Annotated in this window: 11 protein-coding genes; 7 read left to right on the top strand and 4 right to left on the bottom strand. The window is 47.0% G+C overall.

The features are described 5' to 3' along the window. The 3 genes from Q369_RS0125845 to Q369_RS0125835 are packed head-to-tail and all read right to left on the bottom strand — an operon-like array spanning position 1 to position 3,935. Positions 1–1,065 carry a sensor histidine kinase gene (locus tag Q369_RS0125845; protein WP_229206953.1) on the bottom strand — a complete coding sequence of 355 codons (1,065 nt, stop codon included), beginning with the start codon at positions 1,063–1,065 and terminating at the stop codon, positions 1–3. Positions 1,066–1,099: 34 nt separating this feature from the next. Beyond that, positions 1,100–1,750 (bottom strand): hypothetical protein, encoded by a 651-nt coding sequence (locus Q369_RS0125840; RefSeq protein WP_031530610.1) that lies wholly within the window; start codon positions 1,748–1,750, stop codon positions 1,100–1,102. A gap of 22 nt (positions 1,751–1,772) precedes the next feature. Next, positions 1,773–3,935 carry a TonB-dependent receptor gene (locus Q369_RS0125835; RefSeq protein ID WP_031530609.1) on the bottom strand — a complete coding sequence of 721 codons (2,163 nt, stop codon included), beginning with the start codon at positions 3,933–3,935 and terminating at the stop codon, positions 1,773–1,775. A 387-nt stretch (positions 3,936–4,322) separates the two neighbouring features. On the opposite strand from Q369_RS0125835, the gene Q369_RS0125825 reads away from it, so the two are divergent. The 5 genes from Q369_RS0125825 (at position 4,323) to Q369_RS0125805 (ending at position 10,993) form a co-directional block, all read left to right on the top strand. Beyond that, positions 4,323–4,535, top strand: coding sequence for a hypothetical protein (locus tag Q369_RS0125825; RefSeq protein ID WP_031530608.1), 213 nt, complete (start codon positions 4,323–4,325; stop codon positions 4,533–4,535). A 23-nt stretch (positions 4,536–4,558) separates the two neighbouring features. Then, positions 4,559–4,753: a hypothetical protein gene (locus tag Q369_RS0125820; protein WP_031530607.1), complete on the top strand. Its 195-nt coding sequence runs from the start codon at positions 4,559–4,561 to the stop codon at positions 4,751–4,753. Positions 4,754–4,889: 136 nt separating this feature from the next. After that, on the top strand, positions 4,890–6,119 hold the full coding sequence (locus Q369_RS0125815; RefSeq protein WP_031530606.1) for a multidrug effflux MFS transporter: 1,230 nt from the start codon (positions 4,890–4,892) through the stop codon (positions 6,117–6,119). Between the two features lie 65 nt (positions 6,120–6,184). Further along, on the top strand, positions 6,185–8,101 hold the full coding sequence (locus Q369_RS0125810; RefSeq protein ID WP_031530605.1) for an AAA domain-containing protein: 1,917 nt from the start codon (positions 6,185–6,187) through the stop codon (positions 8,099–8,101). Between the two features lie 96 nt (positions 8,102–8,197). Further along, on the top strand, positions 8,198–10,993 hold the full coding sequence (locus tag Q369_RS0125805; RefSeq protein WP_031530604.1) for a DUF5686 and carboxypeptidase regulatory-like domain-containing protein: 2,796 nt from the start codon (positions 8,198–8,200) through the stop codon (positions 10,991–10,993). Between the two features lie 370 nt (positions 10,994–11,363). On the opposite strand, the gene Q369_RS0125800 is transcribed toward Q369_RS0125805, so the two are convergent. After that, a complete protein-coding gene (locus Q369_RS0125800) occupies positions 11,364–14,339 on the bottom strand; it encodes an FAD-binding and (Fe-S)-binding domain-containing protein (RefSeq protein ID WP_031530603.1) in 2,976 nt (991 codons plus the stop codon). 349 nt (positions 14,340–14,688) lie between these two features. Between Q369_RS0125800 and Q369_RS0125795 the strand changes: the two genes are divergently transcribed. Beyond that, complete coding sequence (locus Q369_RS0125795) at positions 14,689–17,766, top strand: SusC/RagA family TonB-linked outer membrane protein (protein ID WP_031530602.1); 3,078 nt, start codon at positions 14,689–14,691, stop codon at positions 17,764–17,766. Positions 17,767–17,828: 62 nt separating this feature from the next. Next, on the top strand, positions 17,829–19,304 hold the full coding sequence (locus tag Q369_RS0125790; protein WP_031530601.1) for a RagB/SusD family nutrient uptake outer membrane protein: 1,476 nt from the start codon (positions 17,829–17,831) through the stop codon (positions 19,302–19,304). The last annotated feature ends 53 nt before the right edge of the window (positions 19,305–19,357 follow it).

Here is a 19,357-nt window from a genome sequence, read left to right as displayed (position 1 = left end):
TCAAAGTTTTACTAAAGGTAGTTTCACCACAAAATAGCCCGCTTCATTCTGTACCGAAACAGGCTGCTGCATCAGCAGTTCATACCTTTTGCTGATATTAGACAATCCAATACCCGTGGATTCCTCAGTAATGCGGCTTTTCAGCTGCAAGTTGTTTTTGACTACCAAGAAGTCATTTTCGAGATAGATATCAATGCGCAATGGGTTTTCAGTAGAGGCGATATTGTGCTTGATCGCATTCTCCAATAGTAACTGCAGCGAAAGCGGCGGCAGCAAACCTTTTTGATCCTCTTCAATGCGTATCTGATAACTCAGGTTTTCCTCAAACCTGATCTTTTGAAGTGCAAGGTAATTCTTGGCAAAATCAAGTTCCTGTTCCAGCGTCACCAGTTCTTCGTGCTGCACATCGAGCACATATCTGTAAATCCGGGAAAGCTGCTGGATAAATCGCGACGCGGTGTCCTGATCTTCATAAACGAGGTTGCTCAGTACATTGAGTGAATTGAAAAGAAAATGCGGGTTCAGCTGGTCTTTTAACGATTGATACTGCTGCGCAAAACGCTCTGTTTTCAGCTTTTCAGTTTCAATCGCCGCTTTTCTCCATTCCAGCAGGAACGACCGGCTCATCAGCAAAAACGAAATCACAAGAGAAAGCTGCATCGGGAATTTGGTGTAGCCCACCAGTTTCGCCCACGGAATTGTGTCCAGCGTAAAAGCTTGTTTAACAAAGAATAAATGCCCGGATATGACAATGAAGCTGGCTATAAACACGTAGGTGGCGTAAGCAGAATACTCCGCAACCAGCCGCTTGAAGGGATACTGTATCCACGGAAGCCGCTTGTCGAAGTACCGGTCGGAGAGGAAGCCGCCGTAGCTGAGCAGGCTCGACATCAGGAACGAGATCAGAAAATCGTCGGCACTGCGGCGCCAGTTTTCTGCGTCCAGCACACAGGAAGGACAGGTAGACACCATGATACCCAGTGCGATCAGCACATTGGTCGCAAAGAATGCGGGTGAGAAATTCCAGAATGCTTTCGATCCTTTAACCGAGCCTTCGCCACTCATTTTGCTTACTATTTATATGGTGATGCAAACCCTGCTACTGACAGTCTTTGCTCATTCCTTGCGCCAAATTCTTGCCCCAGTAAGGCAGCAATGCAGCTTTCAGCGCTTCTTCATCTTGTTTTTCAAACGCGGCCACGCTTTGCTTCGCCAGTCCGCATGCTTTTTCAGGACCAGATCCAAAGAACTTCGCCATTCCCGCTTCCATTTGTGCCATGAGTATCAATGCGCGCGGGTTTTGATTGTCGATCGAAAGTGCTTTTCCAAAGCTTTGCAGCACCTGTGCAGACAAAGTTTGTCCGCGGCTGCCAGGGTCGGCGCTCAGGCTGGCCATTATTACAAAACCCTGTAAAGTCACAATTTCAGCATTATTTGAGGAAATAGCGTCTGCTTTTTTTGTCAATTCCGCAGCCTGCACCAGCGCCGCATCTTTCTTGTCGATTGGTAAACTGCTGGTAAGTCCCTGGTAAGTGTAAGCGAGCGCCTGGTAGTAATAAGGTTGCCATTCTTTGGGGTTCAATGCTGCAATGCGGGCAAATGCGTTTGCAGCTTCCTGCAATTGTGGTAGCGAGTCGGCCTTCATTAACTTGTCAATTTCCTTTTTCATTGCTTTCTGATAAGGTGTTTCCTGTGCATTGGCGGCGAAAACAAACAGTAACAAGACGAGTACTAGTGATAGCTTTTTCATGGATTCAGTTTTAAAAAGGTGACTATAAATTGTTTAACTGGTTGGCGCTTTTGTCTTTGGAAAGGGTAATGAACAATCCGATGAATGCCATTCTTTTTGCACCCTGACCAACCGGCAAGCTGGCGAATGCGCCTGTTTCGTCAGGCGAGGAAGCATACCGATAGCCAAATACATTCTGGCGGCCGAGTACATTGGAGCAGGCGAAGTGGATGATCATGTTGGGCCGGGGCAGGTAACTCCAGCTCAGGCTGAGGTCGCTGTACCCACGCGTTTTCTGCTGCATTTCATCGGGTAAGTTCGGGTTATCAAAAGGGTAGCCGCTGTTCCAGGACCAGGAGCTGCCGAGCTGTGATTTCAATGCACTTACAAAGTGTTTGACTACCAATGATCCATTGTGTTTGGGCGCAAATGAAGGTTGGACGCGCGTTTGGTAAGCAGCAAACTTTCTTCGGCTATCTACAAAACTGTATGTGATCCAGAAGTCAGTTCCTTTGATGCTCTTGCGATCGCGGTAGAAAAAGTCGGCGCCTCTTGCGTACCCGGAGCCATTTTGCGCGATATGCTGCGGATCTGCCCCGGTACCCTGGAATGTAATCAGGTTATTGTAGCTTTTGTGAAACGCTTCTGCTCGGAAGGTCCTGTTGCTGTTGACGATAAAGTAATTGAGAATGTAATGCGTAGCCGCGCTGTTTTTCAGGTCCATTTGGCGCACGCGGTATTTCTCTTCTGGTAATTGTTTAAACCTGCCTGCCGCAATGGAAAATTGACCCTGACCCGCTTTGTAAGCAACCGAAAAGCGAGGCGTAAACCAGGGCTCGCCTGCTTCTGAGCTGTAACCGCTTCTCAGCCCGCCGACCATAATCAGGCGGTTGCTGAAATAAAAAGTTGCTTCTGCAAAATGGTTGAATTGCTGATCGGTATAGCCTCTCTTCCTGTTTTCAACAGGCAATGCTTCCGAATAGCTTTTGATATACCATTCCAACCCGTTTTTCAAAGAAAACTGCGGAGAGAAATCCTTTACAGCTACGATTTTGGAATGCCCGATCTGGTTAACCTGGCGCACCGGGTCGAGATTGATTTTCAATGCGTCGCGATTGTGGGAGTAGGCAACTCCTCCGTAGAAGAACCAGCCGTTTTGCATGGAATGTTTGAAAGACAAATTACCGTAAGAGTACCGGTTATGCAGCTGCACGCGGTCACCGCGGCTGTCGCTGCCGGGAACAGGCTGCCAGATTACCATTTGGCTACCTTCTGTGTGGAAATAGGCTTTCACAAAACCGGAAGTACCTTTTGCTGCATTCCCCCATTTCTGCCGGAGTGAAATTTCAGAATCCCAGCTGCGCGGACTTTTCTCCCAATCAAAATTTTGCCGCACCAGCGACTGATAGGGCGCCAGGTTGTAGTAGTTGCCCGAGGCGGTCAATGCATTTTGCTTGCCCACCAACGTTTGTGTATATCCTCCACCGAGTGACATGATGCTGATATCGCCCTTGTTACGCAACGGGAGGTCGAGTGTATTCAATGCGAGTGCAGAAGAAAGTGCCTGTCCATACTCCGCCGAATAACCGCCGGTACTGAAAAACGATCCTTTGAAAAGGTTCGGGCTGAAACGCGTTCGGGTAGGTACATTGGACGCGGTACTGCCGAATGCATTGCCTACCTGCAAGCCGTCAATGAAGATGGAAGTCTCGGAAGCATCGCCGCCCCTGACGAATAATCGGCCATCGTTCCCCACTGTGGAGGTTCCGGGCAGGGTCAGCAACGCGGCTGTGATATCGCCCATCGCGCCGGACGTAGTTACAATGTCAATGGGTTTGAGTACCACCGATTTCTTCTGGTCGCTCGCTTCCATCGCGCCTGCTGTGATGGTAACCGCAGTGAGCTGGTTGATGCTTTCCGCCAATGCAACCGATTTTTCAATAGGTTGTCCGGTACATTCGATTTTTATCTCCTGTGTCTTAAACCCGAGCGCCTGTATGCTCAGTATCTGCGCGCCGGTTTCGTCGGTAGAGAAGGAGAATTTGCCCTGATTGTCAGAAGAAGTCCCGTTGTAAGTTCCTTTCAAAACTACATTGGCGCCGGGAATGGATGTGCCTTTTGTATCTGTAATCTTGCCGGAAATCAGCGTTTGTGCGCTGGGCCGGAGTGCGGCTAAAAGTAACAGGAGAGTGAGGCAGCTTTTCATTTCTACGCTTTGTTTTGACCAAAGTTGCGCATCGAAAAAGCAGCCTCTAAACGGAGGTTACCGAAGTGCAGAATTGACAGGATGAATTCCAGTTTTTCGCGGACAAAGCGTAGCGAATCCCGCAACAAAAAGCTGTGACCGATTCTACGATTTCCTCTACAACCAGCAGCTATTTTACATTTTTTTTGAGAAAATTATAAATATTCTTTGCTGTCATGTAAGTTGCTTGTTTACAATTACTTATTTCAACTTTTCTTCTCTGCTTAAAGTAAAAAGTTGTCGCCGGCTGCATTGGTGCAGGTTATTGTTTGGCACAACTGGCACGCTTCTTTAAATAACCGCTGCAAAACAGTTTCAAACAATAGACAACTCCAACTAAAAATCAATATGGTAGCTTCACTAGGTAACACCGCAATTGACACACTAAAACCAGGCGCAGTACTTACAGTAACAGGTGCCAGAACTGAGAAAGACGCCCATCAGGAAATTGCTGAATTCCTGCAATCGAGCAACAGAAATGATCTGGACTATTTTCCAATCTCAAAAGATTACTTTTTGGTGTACACGAAGGCAGCGGGCTCTTCAAATGGAGTTGCGTAAAGATTTAATTTCGATTTAAGAACATGGTACAGTCAGGTACATTTAAGTTATTGGGGCAACAGCTCATCGATATCATCATTCACAAAGACGACGTAGTTAAAATAGCACCCATTGAGCAAGATCAGGGATGCATTATTTATCTGAAAAACAAAGTCCCTTATGCGGTAAGTGAAAGCGCACGGGAGGTTTATCAGAAGTTGGACTGGGTCGCAGCATAATATTCATCTATTGGCATGGAAAAGGAAGAGAGGCTTCGGGCAAACCGGGGCCTCTTATTTTTTATGTCAAATGCGCGCCTTTCCGAACCGCAGCGCATTTCCTCACGTTACAGGGTTGCTACACCACAAAGTTCAAATGCCAAAAAAGACATACTTCTTCCTGATCCTGATTTTGGGAAGTCTCACCGCACTCGGTCCGTTTTCGATCGATATGTACCTGCCGGGCTTTCCCGCCATTGCCAAAGACCTTAATACCACAGCTGCAAAAGTCTCGCTTTCATTATCGGGGTTTTTTGTCGGTATCTCGCTGGGGCAGCTACTTTACGGTCCGTTGCTTGATCGTTTTGGTAGAAAAAAGCCGCTTTTTATCGGTTTGATCATTTATGTACTCGCTTCCATCGGCTGTGCATTTACAACAAGTATTGACGGTTTGATCCTGTTCCGCGTTATACAGGCTATTGGCAGCTGTGCGGCTTCTGTTGCATCTGTGGCAATGGTCCGCGACCTGTTCCCCGTGAGTGAAAATGCTAAGGTATTCTCGCTTTTACTGCTGGTTGTAGGTGTTTCTCCGATGATCGCGCCTACGTTGGGCGGCTATGTCACAGCTGTTTTCGGCTGGCACGCCGTGTTTTTGATCCTGACAGGAATGGGCGTCGCAATCCTGATCGCCACTGCTCTCTGGCTGCCCGACAGTTACCAACCTGACAAGACGCTGTCACTGAAACCAAAACCCATTCTGCGAAATTTCCTCGCAGTGATCCGCGAGCCGCAATTTTATACTTACTCGATCACAGGCGCGGTCGCATTCTCGGGTTTGTTCGCCTATGTGTCCGGCTCGCCCATTGTTTTTATGGAAGTATTTCACACCGATGAAAAAGTGTACGGCTGGATTTTTGCATTTCTGTCCATCGGATTTATTGGTTCCAGTCAGCTGAACACGTTTTTTCTGCGGCGGTTCAGCAGTGAGCAGGTGGTAAATGCGGCATTGATCTGCCAGGTTGTTATCGGGATTACATTCCTGCTGGCGGCATTGAACGGGTTGCTTACACTGCCTTCTACACTTGTTTTTCTTTTCCTCTTTCTTTGCTGCGTGGGTTACACATTCCCGAATGCGGCAGCGCTTTCGCTGGCACCGTTTACAAAGAATGCAGGCAGCGCCTCCGCATTAATGGGTGCATTTCAGATGGGAATGGGGACATTGATTTCCATTGCGATCAGTATGTTTGAAGTGCCTTCCCTTATCCCGATGGTAGCTGCAATGGCTTGTTCTGCGTCCGCCGCGCTCATTATCTTGCTGATCGGAAGGCGGTTTATCACTGAAAAAGTAGAAGTAAGTGAAGGAGCGGATGCGGGGATGATGCATTGAACGGGAAGGGAGAATGGAGGAAAGGGAGGATGGAGGAGGGTTGGGCTACGATTTTGTAAAATTTTATGAGTGAATATTTTAAGAGATTGCTTGACTTGCTGAAAGTTGAGCGGGAGGAAGATAAGCAAGCGTATATCCGGCAGACGGAAATGGCATCGGTTTCTGAGCGCCGGGCTAATGGACTGGCCTGGTACCCGATCGCGATCCGCGGCAATGAAATGAGCCGGGGCGATTACCTGACTGTGGAAGTGGAGCGCACCACGCACCAGGACTTGCCACACCAGTTGCGCTTTGGAATGCCCGCTGTATTGTTCAGTAATCACGAGCCAAAGAAGGATAGGGTCGAAGGCATTATTGCTCACCAAAGCGGTAACCGTCTGAAAATTACTTTGAAAACCGACGAGCTGCCCGACTGGTCGCGTGACGGCAAGCTGGGGATTGATCTGCTGTTTGATGACAACAGCTACGATGAGATGCAGAATGCATTGAAAACGGCGGCAACGCGGCTGGAAAGTGGGAAAGAGTCACAGCTGATCGAGGTTTTGACCGGTGAAAAAGAGGCGGGTTTCAATCCAAATCAATTGCCTGTTGAAATACCTAAACTCAACAGCTCCCAAAATGAAGCAGTTAACAAAATCCTTTCGGCAAACGAGCTGGCGATCGTGCACGGACCTCCGGGGACAGGCAAAACGACTACATTGGTCCAGGCGATCAAAGCCATGTATTTAAAAGACCGCAAACAAATACTGGTGGTAGCGCCGAGCAATACTGCGGTGGACCTGTTGAGTGAAAAGCTGAGTGAAGAGGGAATGGAAGTGTTGCGTGTAGGAAATCCGGTGCGCGTTTCGGAGCGGCTGATGTCACTTACGCTGGATAGTAAAATGGCCGGTCATAGTCGCATCAAAGACATAAAAGCGCTGAAAAAGCAGGCTGGCGAGTACAAAAACATGGCGCACAAGTATAAACGCCAGTTTGGGAAAGCAGAGCGTGATCAGCGGAAAGCATTGTTCGATGAGGCGCACAAGATTATGAAAGAGGTTGCGAGCATTGAACAGTATGTTACGGATGATCTGCTGAGTAAAGCACAGGTTGTTACCGCCACGCTGGTGGGTGCAAACCATTATACTGTCAGAGGGCTGACTTACCATACTGTGGTGATCGACGAGGCAGGACAGGCGCTTGAACCGGCTTGCTGGATCCCGATTTTGAAAGCAGAAAAACTGGTCTTGGCAGGTGACCATTTGCAGCTGCCTCCCACGATCAAATCGGCAGAAGCTGCACGCAATGGACTGAGTACTACATTGCTCGAAAAGTCAGTCGCACTTCATCCCGAGGCTGTGGTGCTACTGGAAGAACAATACCGGATGAATGAATCCATTATGGGTTTTTCATCCAAAACATTTTACCAAAACAAACTGAAAGCGCATGCATCGGTCGCAAACCGGACTCTTTTCCCGGGAGATATGCCGCTCGCATTCATTGATACGGCCGGCTGCGGATTTGATGAAAAACTGCAGGGTACCAGCTCAACTAACCCCGAAGAAGGCGCGTTTCTCTTCAAACATCTGGGACAGCTGGTAGAGGAACTTTCGAAAGCAAAGACGGTAGCGCCTGCAGAATTCCCGACGATCGCGATTATCTCTCCCTATAAAGAGCAGATCAACATTCTCAAAGAACAATTACAGCACGCATGTTTTCCCGCCGATTATCTCGCGAGAATTGCAGTAAATACGATTGACAGCTTCCAGGGGCAGGAGCGCGATGTGGTGTATATCAGCATGACGCGGAGCAATACGGAAGGAGAAATTGGCTTTTTGGCCGATATCCGGCGGATGAATGTAGCGATGACAAGGGCGCGCAAAAAATTGGTAGTGATCGGCGATAGCGCCACGCTTTCCGTCCTGCCTTTTTATACTGAATTTATCGCTTATGCTGAGGGACTTGGCGCATATCAGAGTGCCTGGGAATTTGCCGATATCTGACAGAAGTTGAAATTGTTTAATCTTTTTAATGCAACCGGATTATATTTAAGAGCATCTGCCTTTTAAAAGCAGTTTACTCACCACCGGACGCATTTTATGTTCAAACACTACTTCATCGCATTCTTTCTGACCATTTTTACAGCCGGTCTGGCTGTCTCGCAAACACCTTCGTCCTCAACCGGAATCAAAGGTATCATCAAGAATAAAAACGGAGAGCCGCTTCCGTTTGCTGGGATTTTGGTAAAAGGCACCAACATCAGCACCATTTCCAATGAAGAAGGCAGGTACCAGCTCGATCTGAAACCGGGTTACTATGAAGTGATTTTTCAGTATCTGGGTTTTAAAACGGGGATGAAGCCGGTTACCATTGAAAGCGGAATGCAGACTTTCGACGTCACCATGGAAGAGCAGGCGCTCAACCTCGGGGAAGTCAGGATTGGCAGCAAAGGCGAAGATCCCGCTTATACGATCATGCGTCGCGCAATCGCGAAAAGCCGCTATCACCTTCTGCAGGTGGATAGTTATACAGCCAAAGCTTATTCCAAATCTTCTGTCGTGATCACCGATCTGCCGATGGAATTTTTGTACAAAAAGCAATTAAAGGAGATTGAGAATGAAACAAACTTCAAGAAAGGAGTTCCGATTTTGAATGAGAGTGTTTCCATCGTAACCTTCAAACAGCCAAATTCTTACAAACAAAAAGTAATTGCTTCCAGGAACAGTCAGGACAAGGATTTTGCTAATCCGAATGCATACTTACTTGCGAGCTTTTATCAGCCGGAAGTTGTAAAGGCGGTTTCCCCGCTGTCTCCCCGTGCATTTGCCTATTATAAGTTTGAGTACCAGGGTTCATTTCGTGAAAATGGAATTGAGGTAAATAAAATCAAAGTAACGCCGCGGTCCTGGGGTGAAGGTGTTTACCGCGGCACGATCCATATTATTGAAAACGAATGGAGCATTTACAGTCTCGACCTGCAAACCGTAAATACCGGCTTTACCATTGATATCAAACAGGTATATAGTCCGGTACAGGAAGTTTGGTTGCCTGTAAACCAGCAGTTTCACATTCAAGGAGGTATTTACGGGTTGAAAGGAAAAGGCGATTTCGTGATTTCTCAATCTTTCAGTAATGTCAAAGTCAACCCTACTTTTCGCCCTGATATTGTGGTGGTTGACGGTAAGAGGGAGAAAGAAGAAGCTAAGAAGGTCAAGCTGAGCAACCGCGAAATCAAAACCCAGAAATTGGAAGAGGTGGTGAGCAAACAGAAGGAATTTTCTGCTAAAAACCTTCGCAAGCTGATGAAGGAATACGAGAAGCAGGACCTGAAAGCGAAGGAGGAAAGGGGAGAGGATATTGATATGAATTTCACCCGCAAGGATTCCACAGAAGTAGACTCCATGGCGGCGCGCCGCACAATGGCATTCTGGGACTCAATCCGGACTGTGCCGCTTACCACTGCCGAGGTAAAAAGCTATACGCGGCTGGACAGCATTATCGTAGTTCAGGAAAATAAAGTCGAGAATAAAGGCTCAAAGAGCACTAAATCGGACTCGACTAAGAACAATAATAACAATGGAAAACGAGGGTCAGGTTTTGTGGGAGATATTCTTACAGGTACCAGCTGGCAGCTCGGGAAAGATAGTCCATTGAACCTGCAATATGTAAGTCCGATTTTAGGGGCGCAGGTGAACACCGTAGAGGGACTGGCCCTGAATGGCGGCGGCTTTAAGCTCCATTATCATTTCGGCGGTGCAAAGAAGGCGAAAGACGGGGCGAATCCAACCGGTTCTTCGAATAAACAGCCGGTGCGCCCGGGGCAGCAACTTTCTTTCAATGCGCTTACCCGCTACTCATTTGCCCGGAAGAAGTTAATGGTGTTTGGTGGCGTTGACTACACCCGAAAGCGTACTACGATCAACCTTTCGAGCGGACAAACCGTAGCCCAGTTCAACGGCGAAAATCCAATGCATCCGCTGCTGAATACATTCACTACGCTCTTCCTGGAACAGAATTTCATTAAGATATACGAGAAAAACTTTGTCCGGCTCGACTTTAAAACGGATCGGGAAAATGAGCATTTTGAGTTGAAAGCCAATATTGAATTTGCAGACCGCAAGCCGCTGCGTAATGTAGGAGATCCGGGTTCGTACAACTGGATCGATTGGCGGAAACGAGAGTTCACTTCAAACATCCCCTTTAATGAGGAGAATGCGACCGATTCGAGAACTGAATCTTATGAAATGACGCCGCATCAAGCATTTACTTTGGGGATTTCTGCATCGTACAAACCGTGGCAGAAGTACCGGATAAAAGGAGGAAAAACTTCCTTTTACGACGATGATTCGCCGATTTTGTCGGTTAATTATCGAAAAGGGTTCAGCGGGATTTTCAGCAGCGATGTAAATTATGATTTTGTTCAAATCGGCATTCAGCATGGATTTGATACGGGCATCCGCAGTAAGCTGCGCTACAAGGTGGCAGTGGGTTCATTTCTGAATGCTGACTCTTTGCAGTTTCCGGATTATCAGCATTTTGCAGGTAACCGCTTTTTCTTCCAGTTCGGCGATCCGGTCAGCAATTTCAGAATGCTGGACTACTATAGGTATTCAACTGCTAACAAGTTTGCAGAAGCGCATGTACTGGCCGAGCTCCGCAAGTTTTTGCTGACGCAGATTTCCTGGTTCCGGATTATGGGGATCAAGGAAAACTTCATGCTGCATTACCTGGCTACGCCCCATTCCCGAAACTACACCGAACTCGGCTACGGCCTGGACATTGGAATCCGCTTCCCATTCCGTGTTGAAGTGGTGAACAGCTTTGAGAATGCGAAGTACCGGGAAACAGCGTTCCGGATCGGGACTACTATGAATATCAATATCGGGCGGAATTAACCATCCGAACTGCTGGGTCTGAGGCACACCTGACTTCTGCTTTGTTGTTACATGCCTAGCGGCATTTCAGATGCTCTGTTCAGCCTAATGAGGTACCGAGATTTCATGCCTGACGGCATTACTGTTAAGCTGTCAAAGCAAAAGCAAGCCGCATAGCGCTGGCCTTGCTTTGTTGTTACATGCCTAGCGGCATTTCAGATGCTCTGTTCAGCCTAGAGAGGTACCGAGATTTCATGCCTGACGGCATTACCTTCCACGTACAGGCAAAAGGCAAAGCCGCAGCGCGGCGCAACATCGGTAGAAGGTTGTGTGTCAGGGTTTTCATTCCAGGGGATGTAACGGTGTCGATAAAATTGGGTTTGATAAAAAATCAAACCAGCGCGTCAAACAATATCTCTGCCGGGTGCAATGCTTTTCTGCCGGTTCCGTCGTGGATCTGGTGCCGGCAGCTGGTGCCTGGCGCGGCTATGATTACCTCTTCTGGTTGCTGGCGCACAGCCGGGAAAAGTACCAATTCACCGATCTTCATTGAAATATCATAATGCTCCTTTTCATACCCAAATGAACCTGCCATTCCGCAACATCCCGAGGGGATCAGCTGCACGGTGTAGTTCTCGGGAAGTGACAGCATCTTTTTGGTAGGTACCAGGCTTGAAATCGCTTTCTGCTGGCAATGCCCGTGCAATTTGATCAGGCGCTTCTCCTTGGTGAAATGGTCTTTTGAGATGTTTTTCAGTTCAATTTCCCGGGCGATAAATTCATCAAACTGTAATGCATTCATCGCCAGCTTTTTAGATTCTTCCAGCAGCTCGTCACTTACCAGATCAGGATACTCATCACGGAAAGTTAATATAGCAGAAGGTTCAATGCCGACGAGTGGAGTATCATGCGAGATAATGTCTTTCAGCAGCCTGATGTTTTCTTCGGCAATCTTTTTCGCGTCTTTTAAAAGACCCTTGGAAAGCTGTGGCCTGCCGGAGGGACCGTGCTCAGGGATTACCACCTCATACCCTAGTTTTTCAAGTACCAGGATAGACTTTTTACCGATCTCTACATCATTGTAGTTGGTGAATTCATCACAAAACAGATAGACCTTTTTACCTGAGGTCACTGGCTTTTTACGCTTACTAAACCACTTTTTCAATGTAGTATCATGCAAAAGCGGCATGGTGCGGTCGGGGTGAAAGCCTACGACCTGGTTTGCTATTTTCCGCAGCGGTGCATTCTTGAAAACCAGGTTATAAGCCCAGGGGACGTAGCTGGCCAAACCTGTCATTTTGGAAAAGTTACCCACCAGCCACGACCGCATCGGAACTCCGTGCACGTCATGATATTGTTGTAAAAATTCCATTTTCAGCTTGGCGGCGTCCACATTCGAGGGGCACTCGCCTTTGCAGCCTTTACAAGCCAGGCAGAGGTCATAAACCTCTTTAATTTCATGATTGTCAAAGCGGTTTTCCTTGGGAGACCGTGTCAGCATTTCACGTAAAATATTTGCCCTGGCGCGCGTGGTATCCTTTTCATTCCGCGTGGCCATAAAGCTGGGGCACATCGTCCCGCCGCTCAGCTCCGTTTTCCGGCAGTCGCCCGATCCATTGCATTGCTCGGCGTGCTGCAGTACATCCTGGTCGTGGAAGCGGAAGTAAGTTTTAAACTCCGGCGTTTTCTGATCTGCCTCATAGCGCAGAAAAGTGTCCATCGGCGCAGTATCCACGATTTTGCCGGGATTGAAAATATTATGCGGGTCCCATGTTTTTTTAATATCCTTGAAAAGCTGGTAGTTATGCTGGCCAACCATTTTCGGGATAAACTCTCCTCGTAATCTTCCGTCGCCGTGCTCACCGGATAGCGAACCGTCATACTTTTTTACAAGGTCAGCAATTTCCTCCGCAATCATCCTGAATTGCCTGTGACCTTCGCTGGTTTTCAGGTTGATAATAGGCCGCAAATGCAGCTCGCCCGACCCTGCGTGTGCGTAGTGCACCGCGGACATACCATGTTTTTTCAAAATCGCATTGAAGTCGCGAATGTATTCAGGCTGATCGTATACGTCAATCGCGGTATCTTCAATAACTGCCACCGCCTTTTCATCACCCGGAATATTGGCCAGCAAGCCGAGGCCCGCCTTTCTCAATGCCCATATTTTTTTAGTATCATCACCAAAAAGCAGCGGATAGTGAAAGCCGATATTCGCCTCAATCAATTCTTTTTCCAGCGTAGCAGCCAATGCTTCTACTTCTTCTTTTGTCTCTCTTGAAAGGTCTACTACCAGGATCGCGGGATAATTTCCATCGGGTTTGTTCATCACGAAAAACGCATTCTTCTTTTGCTCCGGATTGGTAGCGGCGCATTCCAGTACGTATTCGTCGATCAATTCCACTGCCTGTGGCTGGTACTTTAGTGTCAGAATGGTGGCTCTCAGTGCCTCATCAATGGTAAAGCAATGCACGCACACAAGTCCCTGCGTTTTGGGGGGCAGGGGCACCAGGTTCAATTTTATTTCTGTCAAAAAACACAATGTACCTTCCGATCCGGCAATCAGGCTGCACATGTTAAATTCCTTTGCAGCGTGCTCAGTGCTTTCGGTATAAGGCTCCGTGTTAAGCAGCATGTCCAGTGCATAGCCAGTGTTCCGCCGCTCGACAGAAGGTTTGGGGAAGTTTCTTCTTATTTCTGCCTGGTTTTCAGGAGAAGAAAGAATTTCGTTGGTCTTAAGATATATCTTGTCAAGCAGCGACGCACTGCCATTCTTTTGCTTCGCGGCGTGCAGCAAGCTGTCGTATTCGCCCTTTTTTATGTTTGAAAAAACGGCGTCTGTTCCGTCTGCGAGGATCGCTTTTACTTCCAGTGTATGTTCTCTTGTGCTTCCGTAAACGATGGAATTAGAGCCGCAGGAATTATTTCCCACCATTCCGCCGATCATTGCGCGGTTGGCGGTTGAAGTTTCCGGGCCGAAGTATAGTCCGTACGGTTTCAGGGCCATGTTCAGCTCGTCCCTTACCACACCCGGTTCCACACGCACCCATCTTTCTTCCGCATTGATTTCGATGATTTTATTAAAATTCCGCGAAACGTCGACCACCAAACCGTTTCCTACAACCTGCCCGGCCAGTGAAGTGCCGGCTGTTCTGGGGATCAATGAAATTCCATTCGCCGCAGCAAACGAAATCAGGGCTTTAATATCAGCTATTGACTTGGGTATAGCAACGGCCAGCGGCATTTCGCGGTAAGCAGAAGCGTCGGTTGCATACAGGGTCCGCATGGTATTATTGTAATACAGATCGCCTTCAAGCTGTTGGGATAGGGAACTTAACTGATTGCCGGATACGGTAGGCTGAGGTGTCATAAAAGCATTAAAACTGAACAAGGACAGCAAAGTTACACACTAGCTGCAAGGATTTCCAGCAAATCTTGAATGATTACCAGCTTTGTCTGATGCGGGAATGCCGCTTATTTCTGCGTATATACCTTTTGGAAATTAATAAGAAATTAATGTATTCTATTTTGAAGTGCATATTGCATTATCCGCATGATTTCTATTAATTTGTGTAAGTTATACTGCTTAGTTTCAATTAATTCACGAGAAAGTTCAGAAAGGCAGGTAGTTACCTGTTTTCTGTTATATTTTTTTACCATAGTGAGTTGCAGGGGCGAAACAGTAAAAACACAAATACCAAATTAATATCTATCAACCTATGATGCATTTATCCTATCAAGAACCTTATTACAATGATGTTTCGGGAAAAAGTATTCAGAGAGAGAAAACGGGTGCAGGTATCCTGAGGATCGCTGCGTTGTTTGTCCTCCTTTTTACCCTTGTTAACACAGCTTTCGCCCAGGATGTAGAAGTTACCGGAAAGGTGACCGATACCAAGGGAAGTGGCTTGCCGGGCGTTTCCATTACTGTTAAGGGCAGTACGAAGGGCGCTAACTCCGACATGGACGGTAACTACTCTATCGCGGCACCAGCCAATTCAACACTTGTTTTCAGCTTTATCGGATTCACGAGCAAGGAAGTAGTAGTAGGAAACCAATCCAGAATCGACATTTCACTTAGCGATGACGTAAAAGCCCTGGAAGAAGTAGTAGTAGTAGGTTATGGCACAGCAAAAAGAAGGGACGTAACCGGAACAGTGACTTCGGTTAGCTCCAAAGATTTTAACGCAGGTATCAACCCAAACCCACTGCAAGCCATTCAGGGCCGTGTTGCGGGTTTGACGATTACTCAGCCAAATGGCGACCCGAATACGAGCCCTACTGTTAGGTTGCGCGGATACACGTCACTAGCAGGAGGTAGCGATCCTTTATATGTTGTAGATGGAATTATCGGTGTACCGATCAGTACCATTTCTCCGACAGATATCGAGTCAATGGACGTATTGAAAGATGCATCTGCGTCGGCGATATATGGTTCACGTGCTGCGAATGGGGTAATCATTATTACAACAAAACGTGGAAAGTCAGGCCGGGCAACAGTTACATTCAACAACTATGTAGGTATTGATGTAATCTCGAATAATCTGAAATTGCTGGACGGACCAGGTTATATCTCTGAAGTAAGGCGTATAAAAGGTGATTCTTCACTTTTCGATACCCAGCGCTTCCCACGCGATGCGAGCGGAAATTTCCACAATACTGATTGGTGGGACGAGATCTCACGCAGCGGTTTTACAAATAGCCACGATCTGGCAGTTTCCGGTGGATCACCTACATTTTCTTACAGAGGTTCTGTTAACTACACGAAGCGCCAGGGTATCATCAAAAATACCGGCTTTGATCGTCTGACCGGTCGTATCAACCTGGATCAGAAAGCACTCGATAACCGCTTGAACATTCAGTATAGTTTGTCTTACACCAATACAAACTCTGACCTGACCGACGGAGGTATCCTTGCAAACGCTACTTTGTTCCTTCCTACGTTGCCGGTTCGTAATGCAGATGGTTCCAACTATGAAATTCCAGGCGCATTCGACTTGAATAACCCGGTGGCGATGTTGGAGAACGAAATCTTCGAGCGTCAGAAAAATACTTTGGTTGGAGCGGTTAACCTGAGATATGAAATTTTCAGTGGATTAACACTCGGTGTGAACGGAGCCCTTAAAAATGACCAGCAAGTGACGAGCCGCGCACGTGACAGGTCAGTGAAGGCTTTCCAGATTACAAATGGTGAGGCTTCAAGAAATATTGAGCAGATTAATGACAAACTGCTTGAATTAACAGCGACTTACCTGAAAGGTTTCGGAGAAAAAGGAAGTAACTTCTCTCTTTTAGGCGGTTATTCATACCAAGACATTAATAATGATGGTTTTGGAGCAAATAACACGCAGTTCGTTGCAACAGGACTTGGCTTTGACAATCTTGGATTAGGATCGGGCTCATTGATTTTGCCAAAAACAGGTTATGTAAGCTCATACAGAAACAGAACTTCACTTGCATCTTTCTTCGGTCGTGGTACATTGAACTTCAATGAGAAGTACAACCTGACTGCTACCCTTCGTTACGATGGAAGTTCTAAGTTCGGTGCGAATAACAAATGGGGCCTTTTCCCATCTGTGGCAGGAGGCTGGACAATCTCGGACGAATCTTTCTTTCCGAAATCAGAAGCATTTAACTATTTGAAACTGCGTGCGAGCTGGGGTAAAACGGGTAACTCGGAAGGATTGGTACCTTATCAGTCGCTTCAGTTATATGGCCCAACGACATCTTACTACGATGGAAGTATCAATAACTTCCTTCCAGGATACGCGATTACGCAGAACACAAACCCTAACCTTAAATGGGAGGTTGTTTCTCAGACTAACATCGGTCTTGATTTCCAATTGGCAAACGGTCGCTTCTCGGGATCTATCGACGTATTCGACAAGAAGACAAACGATATGCTTTACAAATACTCAGTTCCGGCTGACGGTGTGAAGTACTTCACCAACTTTATCTGGGCTAACGTTGGATCGATGAGCAACAAAGGTATCGAGCTTTCATTCGGAGGTAACGTGGTTGAGAAAGATAACTTCACATGGAACAGCCGCGTGACTGGATCTTATATCAAGAACTCGATCATCAATCTGAAAAGCGATGATTTTGATTCAGGTATCATTCGATTTAATGCATTCGGCGGCCGTGGTCTTTCCAACGTATTTGCTTCAGTCCTTACACCAGGACTTCCGCTTGGAGCGTTTAATAACGTGGGGCACTTTGTAGGTTTTGATGAAAAAGGACAGATGTTGCTGCAAGCAGCAAACGGTGAAAGGCCGGTTACGAACCCTGACAGTGCGCAACGTGGCTTCAAGCATAATCCGCAACCTTACATTACAGGAGCGTGGATTAACTCTTTCACTTACAAAAACTTTGACTTAAACTTCCAGCTGAGAGGCGTATTTGGCAACAAAATTCTTAACAACTTGCGTTCTAACCTGTCCATTCCAGGGTCTATTCTGGAAACCAATATGTTGGAAAGCGTGCGAGAAGTTCCTGGTAACTTCAGCACCAATGCATTGTCTGATTACTGGTTGGAAAAAGGCAGCTACGTTCGTCTTGATAACTGGCAATTGGGTTACAATTTGAACTTGGACAATAAATACATTACCAACGCGCGGATTTATGTAGGTGGAAACAACCTGTTCATCATTACGAAGTACCGTGGTGTAGACCCTGAGCTTGAAGTGAAAGGTGATTTCAATAATAATAACTCGGCACCAAATAGCCTTGGTCTGGACGCAACAGGTATCTATCCGAAAACACGTACATTCCAGCTTGGCGTAAACCTGACATTCTGATTTGCCTGACGTGATTTTATAGTTGCATTCAGCCGGATCAAAAACTTAAATTGACAATTAAAATGAAACTGAAAGTAAAACATATACTACTTGGCTCTGCATTGCTGCTTACGGGCCAGGCATGTACAGACCTCACTGAAACGCCTTACGATGTTATTCCGACTGACCAGTTCGGTTCTACTCCGCAGCAGCAAGCCGCTCTTCTTGGGCCGCTTTACAGCTCGCTGGGTGATTACTTCGGTCGTTTTGCCGAATTGAATACCGTTACGGACGAACAGGTGATCCCAACCCGCGGAGGTGACTGGAAAGATGGAGATGCCTGGAAACGTTTGAAACAACATACCTGGACTCCTTCTGGGGATGATGATAAGTTCAATGGACTTTGGACATGGTGCTACAATAGCATTACTTCTATAAACCAGCAATTGAACAACCCTGAGATCACGGATTTAGGGACCAAGTCGGAGCTTCGTGCATTGCGTGCGTTCTACCACTATGTACTTCTAGACAACTTCCGGAATATTATTATCGCTGACAAGCTGGGTGGCGACAGTCCTACACAGAAAACGGGGCCTGAGGTTTTTGCCTGGATTGAAAAAGAGCTTAAGGAAGCTTACCCTAATCTGAGCGAAACAGCCGGCGGTGCTTTTTACGGCCGTTTCAACAAGTACGTTGCCGATATGACATTGGCTAAATTGTACCTGAATGCGGAAGTTTACACAGGTACTCCGAAATGGGCAGAAGCGAAAGCCGAATGCGACATTATCATCAACTCTGGTAAGTACGCGCTTTCAGCTGACTTTTTCAGCAACTTCTCTACCCAGAACCAGGCATCGAAAGAGAATATCCTGGCCGTACCTTACGATGCTTCGAAAAGAGGTGGTTTTAACATGAACATGCGTACGCTTCACTACCTGAGCCAGTTGACTTACAATACGCCTCAGGCTCCCTGGAACGGGTACTGTACTGCGACTGAATTTTACAATTCTTTCAAAGAAGGTGATAACCGCAAAAACATGTGGATCGTAGGGCAGCAGTTTTCCTCAGACGGTAAGCCACTTACTGATGATGGAAGGCCTTTCATCTTCACTCCTGAAATTCCTGCATTTGAAATGCCGGCGGGCCCCACCGCACGTTTGGCTGGTGCAAGAAGCCAGAAGTATGAGATCCAGCGCAATGGTGCAAGTAACGATCAGGACAATGATTTCGTAATCTTCCGTTTGGGGGATACTTACCTGATGCGTGCGGAGGCGAATCTAAGGCTGGGTAAAACAGCTGACGCGATCAAAGATGTGAATGTGATACGCGCCCGTGCCGGCGCTACTCCGGTTACGACTCTTACCCTGGATGGAATGCTGGCGGAAAGAGGCTGGGAAATGGCTTGGGAATATACCCGCCGTCAGGATCTGATCCGCTTTGGGCAGTTTAACAAAGCTTGGCAGTTCAAAAGCGCTTCTCCTGATTTCAGGAAACTTTTCCCGATTCCCGCTACACAGCTTTCATTGAATCCGAACCTGAAACAAAACCCGGGTTACTGATTTTCTCGTATTAAATTCTTTTTGACAGGAGCAGGCTTTTAACAGACTGCTCC

It is taken from the genome of Dyadobacter crusticola DSM 16708, assembly GCF_000701505.1.
In the GTDB taxonomy this organism is placed as follows: Bacteria; Bacteroidota; Bacteroidia; order Cytophagales; family Spirosomataceae; genus Dyadobacter; species Dyadobacter crusticola.
This window is presented reverse-complemented; position numbering and strand designations above follow the sequence as displayed.

Excerpts from the sequence above, each read along its gene's own strand:
- Q369_RS0125845 (WP_229206953.1), bottom strand. The coding sequence starts at position 1,065 with ATGAGTGGCGAAGGCTCGGTTAAAGGATCGAAAGCATTCTGGAATTTC.
- Q369_RS0125840 (WP_031530610.1), bottom strand. The coding sequence starts at position 1,750 with ATGAAAAAGCTATCACTAGTACTCGTCTTGTTACTGTTTGTTTTCGCC.
- Q369_RS0125835 (WP_031530609.1), bottom strand. The coding sequence starts at position 3,935 with ATGAAAAGCTGCCTCACTCTCCTGTTACTTTTAGCCGCACTCCGGCCC.
- Q369_RS0125825 (WP_031530608.1), top strand. The coding sequence starts at position 4,323 with ATGGTAGCTTCACTAGGTAACACCGCAATTGACACACTAAAACCAGGC.
- Q369_RS0125820 (WP_031530607.1), top strand. The coding sequence starts at position 4,559 with ATGGTACAGTCAGGTACATTTAAGTTATTGGGGCAACAGCTCATCGAT.
- Q369_RS0125815 (WP_031530606.1), top strand. The coding sequence starts at position 4,890 with ATGCCAAAAAAGACATACTTCTTCCTGATCCTGATTTTGGGAAGTCTC.
- Q369_RS0125810 (WP_031530605.1), top strand. The coding sequence starts at position 6,185 with ATGAGTGAATATTTTAAGAGATTGCTTGACTTGCTGAAAGTTGAGCGG.
- Q369_RS0125805 (WP_031530604.1), top strand. The coding sequence starts at position 8,198 with ATGTTCAAACACTACTTCATCGCATTCTTTCTGACCATTTTTACAGCC.
- Q369_RS0125800 (WP_031530603.1), bottom strand. The coding sequence starts at position 14,339 with ATGACACCTCAGCCTACCGTATCCGGCAATCAGTTAAGTTCCCTATCC.
- Q369_RS0125795 (WP_031530602.1), top strand. The coding sequence starts at position 14,689 with ATGATGCATTTATCCTATCAAGAACCTTATTACAATGATGTTTCGGGA.
- Q369_RS0125790 (WP_031530601.1), top strand. The coding sequence starts at position 17,829 with ATGAAACTGAAAGTAAAACATATACTACTTGGCTCTGCATTGCTGCTT.